We start from the raw sequence: 6,472 nt of genomic DNA, 5'->3' as shown, positions 1-6,472 counted from the left end.
GATTCGAACCCTCGATACAGTTACCCGTATACTACCTTTCCAGGGTAGCTCCTTCAACCACTCGGACACCTCTCTATGAAAACTCATTGATCGTATGAGACTGTCAAAATAAATCAATCTCTTTTAATGAATAAAAAAAAATAAACATAAATATCTGTGCAGATTTGTGTTATCTGTGGGGAATATCAAATAAGATTTTCTTTTTCATTACGGCCTCCGCTTCGCTCCGGCCGCACCAAACAAAGAGTACCGTTTTTATCATGGTTGGGAACTTGCAATTACTCTAAGAATTACAGCTTATAGGTTTTTAAGACCTATAAGCTTTGAATATATCAAGTTGTCATCCTGCAAAGGATCCTAAAATAGTATTAGAAAGCACTTTGTATTTAGCAAAATACTTAGCCTGTCGCAGCAAAATAGTTTTAATCAAATCATATCAAAACTCAGAATATTCAGAAAGTACAAAAAGTTCTCTTAATAATATTGATATCAATGTTCACTATAGATCTATCAACCTTCACGGTTTTCAAAACCTTTAAAATTTTAAATAGACCTTCTTTTAAGTAAATTTCAAATAAAGAATAAAGAATAAAGAATAAAGAATAAAGAATAAAGAATAAAGAATAAAGAATAAAGAATAAAGAATAAAGAGGTTATCCTACATTTCATTTTTAAATTTTTTAAATTTTTCTACACGGTTTAGCCCCTTCCGTCTCATCCTATCTCTAAAAAACGAGCATTAGTTTAAAATTAATATTACAGAGAGCCAGTAACTTAAGCTTAAATATGAATTAAAAGTAAATTTTAAGTTAAATAAATTTGGATTGTAAAGGGTATAGGGTGTACTTTTGCCGCACTGAAAACGAGAGTATGTCAGTAGCGCAGGAGAGCTTTTGAGTAAGCATAATTAAGGAACTACTTTAGGGCAACAGATTGAAAAAAAACTTTTAAATTTTTAGCAATAAAAAGTTGATAAAGTGAAAAAGATTTGTATCTTTGCAGTCCCAATAAAGGGAGCGCAGGAGTAGAGGGATTGAATGAGAAAGAGGGATTAAGGTTAGTATAAAAAAACTTTAAAATTTTCTTCAGAAACATTTGGTCATATCAGAAAAATTAATTACTTTTGCACTCGCAAATCAGAAGCGAAAACGACAGAGAAATAGTTTTTGAGGAAGCGATAGAATAGAAGATCATTGAAATACAATATAACAACCAAGTAAGGAAAAACTAAAGCGTCAAAACTTTGAGTGAGTCAGACAAACATACAATGGAGAGTTTGATCCTGGCTCAGGATGAACGCTAGCGGGAGGCCTAACACATGCAAGCCGAGCGGTAGAATCTCTTCGGAGATTTGAGAGCGGCGTACGGGTGCGGAACACGTGTGCAACCTGCCTTTATCAGGGGGATAGCCTTTCGAAAGGAAGATTAATACCCCATAATATATCAGATGGCATCATTTGATATTGAAAACTACGGTGGATAGAGATGGGCACGCGCAAGATTAGATAGTTGGTGAGGTAACGGCTCACCAAGTCAGTGATCTTTAGGGGGCCTGAGAGGGTGATCCCCCACACTGGTACTGAGACACGGACCAGACTCCTACGGGAGGCAGCAGTGAGGAATATTGGACAATGGGTGAAAGCCTGATCCAGCCATCCCGCGTGAAGGACGACGGCCCTATGGGTTGTAAACTTCTTTTGTATAGGGATAAACCCAGATACGTGTATCTGGCTGAAGGTACTATACGAATAAGCACCGGCTAACTCCGTGCCAGCAGCCGCGGTAATACGGAGGGTGCAAGCGTTATCCGGATTTATTGGGTTTAAAGGGTCCGTAGGCTGATCTGTAAGTCAGTGGTGAAATCTCATAGCTCAACTATGAAACTGCCATTGATACTGCAGGTCTTGAGTAAGGTAGAAGTGGCTGGAATAAGTAGTGTAGCGGTGAAATGCATAGATATTACTTAGAACACCAATTGCGAAGGCAGGTCACTATGTCTTAACTGACGCTGATGGACGAAAGCGTGGGGAGCGAACAGGATTAGATACCCTGGTAGTCCACGCTGTAAACGATGCTAACTCGTTTTTGGGTTTTTAAGATTCAGAGACTAAGCGAAAGTGATAAGTTAGCCACCTGGGGAGTACGAACGCAAGTTTGAAACTCAAAGGAATTGACGGGGGCCCGCACAAGCGGTGGATTATGTGGTTTAATTCGATGATACGCGAGGAACCTTACCAAGGCTTAAATGGGAATTGACAAGCTTAGAAATAGGCTTTTCTTCGGACAATTTTCAAGGTGCTGCATGGTTGTCGTCAGCTCGTGCCGTGAGGTGTTAGGTTAAGTCCTGCAACGAGCGCAACCCCTGTCACTAGTTGCCATCATTCAGTTGGGGACTCTAGTGAGACTGCCTACGCAAGTAGAGAGGAAGGTGGGGATGACGTCAAATCATCACGGCCCTTACGCCTTGGGCCACACACGTAATACAATGGCCGGTACAGAGGGCAGCTACACAGCGATGTGATGCAAATCTCGAAAGCCGGTCTCAGTTCGGATTGGAGTCTGCAACTCGACTCTATGAAGCTGGAATCGCTAGTAATCGCGCATCAGCCATGGCGCGGTGAATACGTTCCCGGGCCTTGTACACACCGCCCGTCAAGCCATGGAAGTCTGGGGTACCTGAAGTCGGTGACCGTAACAGGAGCTGCCTAGGGTAAAACAGGTAACTAGGGCTAAGTCGTAACAAGGTAGCCGTACCGGAAGGTGCGGCTGGAACATCTCATTTTAGAGCGTTGAAGAACGTAAAACAAAATAAGGTACTTCAATGTACCATGTACTTACTTAAAGAGAAGCTTTAGTTTTTTATTTGGTTGATATATAATATAAAATACAACACCCACTAGAGATTAGTATCAGAGGGAGAGATTTAGAAAAGAGGAGTTAGAAAAAAGGAGTTAGAGATTAGTCTAACCTCTATGATCTAAAATCTAACATCTAAAACAGAGTCTCGTAGCTCAGCTGGTTAGAGCGCTACACTGATAATGTAGAGGTCGGCAGTTCGAGCCTGCCCGAGACTACTAATTAAAAGACGGGAAGATATAAGACATCAGATATCAGACAATAAAGTCTGAGATCTGAAATCTGAAATCTGAAGTCTAACTAGAGGGGGAATTAGCTCAGCTGGCTAGAGCGCCTGCCTTGCACGCAGGAGGTCAAGGGTTCGACTCCCTTATTCTCCACATATTGTATGGAATACGTAAGTATGCTGTATAATTGTATGAGGGTAATACAAGGATATGTATATTCTACATAATGACGGAGCCGTCATTAGTACATATTGGTTGATTACATGAGTACAAGACATAAGATCATTGACATTAACGGTAAAGACATCACAAAGAGAAAACCGAGCACTTACGAGTGCTTGAGTAACCAAAAATAGGAAAGAAATCGTTAAGGGCGTATGGCGGATGCCTAGGCTTTCAGAGGCGAAGAAGGACGTGGTAAGCTGCGAAAAGCTCGGGGGATTGGCACACACGAATTGATCCCGAGATGTCCGAATGGGGCAACCCGTCTGGTTGAAGACCAGTCACTCTAATTTATTAGAGAGCAAACCAGGAGAACTGAAACATCTAAGTACCCTGAGGAAAAGAAATCGAAGAGATTCCGTAAGTAGTGGCGAGCGAAAGCGGATTAGCCCAAAAGCTGATATATGTTTAATAGAACGTACTGGAAAGTGCGGCCGTAGAGGGTGATAGCCCCGTAAATGAAAGGCATATTTGAGTGATAAATGAGTAGGGCGGGACACGTGAAATCCTGTCTGAATATGGGGGGACCATCCTCCAAGGCTAAATACTCCTGAAAGACCGATAGTGAACAAGTACTGTGAAGGAAAGGTGAAAAGCACTTCGAATAGAAGGGTGAAATAGAACCTGAAACCGTACGCCTACAAGCGGTCGGAGCCCACAAGTTGGGTGACGGCGTGCCTTTTGCATAATGAGCCTACGAGTTAATTTTACTAGCGAGGTTAAGGTATTAAGTACCGGAGCCGGAGCGAAAGCGAGTCTGAATAGGGCGGTTAGTTAGTAGGATTAGACGCGAAACCTTGTGATCTACCCATGGGCAGGTTGAAGCTCTGGTAACACAGAGTGGAGGACCGAACCGGTTGACGTTGAAAAGTCTTCGGATGACCTGTGGGTAGGGGTGAAAGGCCAATCAAACTGGGAGATAGCTCGTACTCCCCGAAATGCATTTAGGTGCAGCGTCGTATATAGTTTATTAGAGGTAGAGCTACTGATTGGATGCGGGGGTTTCATCGCCTACCAATTCCTGACAAACTCCGAATGCTAATAAATGTTTTACGGCAGTGAGGGCATGGGTGCTAAGGTCCATGTCCGAGAGGGAAAGAACCCAGACCAACAGCTAAGGTCCCCAAATATATGCTAAGTTGAAGCAACGCGGTTGAACTGCATTGACAGCTAGGATGTTGGCTTGGAAGCAGCCATTCATTTAAAGAGTGCGTAACAGCTCACTAGTCGAGCGGTTCGGCATGGATAATAATCGGGCATAAGCATATTACCGAAGCTATGGATTTATAATGTAATTATATCTGGTAGGGGAGCATTCTATTTGCGCCGAAGCAGTATCGCGAGGTATTGTGGAGCGGATAGAAAAGAAAATGTAGGCATAAGTAACGATAAAGGGGGCGAGAAACCCCCTCACCGAAAGACTAAGGTTTCCTCAGCCATGCTAATCAGCTGAGGGTTAGTCGGGACCTAACGCGCACCCGAAAGGGGAAGTGGATGGACAATGGGTTAATATTCCCATACTTGCTCACACTAAAAAGGGGACGGAGTGCCGTACTTACTGGAGACTGACGGAATAGTCAAGACCTAGCCTTCGGGCGAAGTTGTTGTAAGGAAAGTGCTTCCAAGAAAAGCCGAAGTGAAGCAACCCGTACCAAAACCGACACAGGTAGTCGAGGAGAGAATCCTAAGGTGCTCGAGTGAGTCGTGGCTAAGGAACTAGGCAAAATAGTCTCGTAACTTCGGAAGAAGAGACGCCAGCAGCAATGTTGGCCGCAGTGAAGAGGCCCAGGCGACTGTTTATCAAAAACACAGGACTCTGCTAAATCGAAAGATGCTGTATAGGGTCTGACACCTGCCCGGTGCTGGAAGGTTAAGGAAGGGCGTTAGGGTAACCGAAGCGTTTGACTGAAGCCCCAGTAAACGGCGGCCGTAACTATAACGGTCCTAAGGTAGCGAAATTCCTTGTCGGGTAAGTTCCGACCTGCACGAATGGTGTAACGATCTGGGCACTGTCTCAGCCACGAGCTCGGTGAAATTGTAGTATCGGTGAAGATGCCGATTACCCGCAATGGGACGAAAAGACCCTGTGAACCTTTACTATAACTTCGTATTGACTTTGAGTAAGTAATGTGTAGGATAGGTGGGAGACTATGAAGCAGGCACGCTAGTGTTTGTGGAGTCAACGTTGAAATACCACCCTTTACTTACTTGGAGCCTAACTTCTTTCAGAAGGACATTGCGTGGTGGGTAGTTTGACTGGGGTGGTCGCCTCCAAAAGAGTAACGGAGGCTTTCAAAGGTACCCTCAGCACGCTTGGTAACCGTGCGTAGAGTGTAATGGCATAAGGGTGCTTGACTGTGAGACCTACAAGTCGATCAGGTGCGAAAGCAGGACATAGTGATCCGGTGGTTCCGTATGGAAGGGCCATCGCTCATAGGATAAAAGGTACTCCGGGGATAACAGGCTAGTCTCCCCCAAGAGCTCACATCGACGGGGAGGTTCGGCACCTCGATGTCGGCTCGTCACATCCTGGGGCTGGAGAAGGTCCCAAGGGTTGGGCTGTTCGCCCATTAAAGTGGCACGCGAGCTGGGTTCAGAACGTCGTGAGACAGTTCGGTCTCTATCTATTGCGGGCGTTAGATGTTTGAGAGGGCTTGATTCTAGTACGAGAGGACCGAATTGAACAAACCTCTGGTGTATCAGTTGTACCGCCAGGTGCACCGCTGAGTAGCTATGTTTGGAAGAGATAAGCACTGAAAGCATATAAGTGCGAAACTCGCCTCAAGATGAGACATCTTTTAAGGGTCGTGGGAGATGACCACGTTGATAGGCTACAGGTGTAAAGTTGGTAACAACATAGCCGAGTAGTACTAATTACCCGTAGATTTATAGCCTATGGATACAATAAAACAAGCCTTGTAAGTGCAAGAAAGGTTTTGTCTTTGTGAAAGTTTTTATCGATTAAAACAGATCTCAGATGTAAGAGATCAGATAGCAGACTAATTAGAGTCTGAAATCTGAAATCTAAGTTCTGAAATCTTATATACCTTCTTTAGGGTGGTTTTAGCGGTGGGGCTCACCTGTTCCCATTCCGAACACAGAAGTTAAGCCCACCAGCGCCGATGGTACTGCGAAAGCGGGAGAGTAGGTCGCCGCCAGTTTTTATT

Annotated in this window: 2 tRNA genes and 3 rRNA genes; all 5 read left to right on the top strand. The window is 44.2% G+C overall.

Annotated features, from left to right (window positions below):
* The first annotated feature begins 1,264 nt into the window (after window positions 1-1,264).
* A 16S ribosomal RNA gene (locus tag AB8P06_RS20485) occupies window positions 1,265-2,782 on the top strand.
* A gap of 218 nt (window positions 2,783-3,000) precedes the next feature.
* A tRNA-Ile gene (locus AB8P06_RS20480) sits at window positions 3,001-3,074 on the top strand.
* 88 nt (window positions 3,075-3,162) lie between these two features.
* Window positions 3,163-3,236: transfer RNA gene (locus tag AB8P06_RS20475), tRNA-Ala, on the top strand.
* 204 nt (window positions 3,237-3,440) lie between these two features.
* Window positions 3,441-6,199 (top strand): 23S ribosomal RNA (locus AB8P06_RS20470).
* A gap of 159 nt (window positions 6,200-6,358) precedes the next feature.
* A 5S ribosomal RNA gene (gene rrf, locus AB8P06_RS20465) occupies window positions 6,359-6,466 on the top strand.
* Together the 16S, 23S and 5S rRNA genes with 2 tRNA genes alongside form the textbook arrangement of a ribosomal RNA operon.
* The last annotated feature ends 6 nt before the right edge of the window (window positions 6,467-6,472 follow it).

This window comes from Chryseobacterium tongliaonense (genome assembly GCF_041224435.1).
GTDB classification, from domain to species: domain Bacteria; phylum Bacteroidota; class Bacteroidia; order Flavobacteriales; family Weeksellaceae; genus Chryseobacterium; species Chryseobacterium tongliaoense.
The sequence above is the reverse complement of the archived record's forward strand: the minus strand, read 5'-3'. Positions and strand labels throughout refer to the sequence as shown.